1 protein-coding gene and 1 pseudogene are annotated in these 644 nt (G+C 38.0%); both read right to left on the bottom strand.

Annotation, left to right across the window (positions count from 1 at the left end):
• Positions 1 to 324 (bottom strand): FAD-dependent oxidoreductase (locus AC1DRF_RS31260; RefSeq protein ID WP_477742734.1); only part of this gene is annotated, 324 nt, incomplete at its 3' end.
• A 33-nt stretch (positions 325 to 357) separates the two neighbouring features.
• Positions 358 to 644, bottom strand: a pseudogene (locus AC1DRF_RS31265) (DUF1641 domain-containing protein); the annotation flags it as partial.

Here is a 644-nt window from a genome sequence, read left to right on the forward strand (position 1 = left end):
ACCTAAAGCTGTAACAAGGTAGTCGTAGCTTAATTTTGTACCATCTTCAAGAGATACTTCACGTTGATCTGGTGAGATTTCTTTTACCGTTGCAATTTTTAAATCAACGTTGTAGTTTTTAAGTAATTTATCAAGTGGTAAAGCTACCGCTTGTTCAGAAACGCCGCCTACAGCTAGACGGTGTAATTCTGTAATGATTTGGTGAGTAGCAAAACGGTTCACTACTGTAATTTTTGCTTCATCCGCACTTAGGTGTTGGCGAGCTGTCATTGCAGTTAATAAACCACCGTAACCGCCGCCTAAAATTAAAATATGTTTTGACATAGTCGATCCTCCGTCCACACTTTTTAATGAAAATTATTTTTGTTTTTCGTTTGTAATGTCTAAATACGCTTGTGCAAAGCGGAATAGTTTTTGAGCTTGTGGATCTTTAAGCATGCGTAATAAACCGAATAAACCGATTGAATTAGAAGCATTTGCTTCTGCACGATCGTTTGCTTCGATTGCAGTAGCTGCAAGACCTTTTACTGTTCCTTCTACCGGCTCGATAAATTCTTTTACTCCACCAAGTAGATCTTCTTTTAATACGTCGTCAGTTAATAATGATTGCGCAACGTCGTAAGTTTTTGTAAGCACCGTTACCA

Source organism: Priestia sp. P5_B4 (assembly GCF_056400385.1).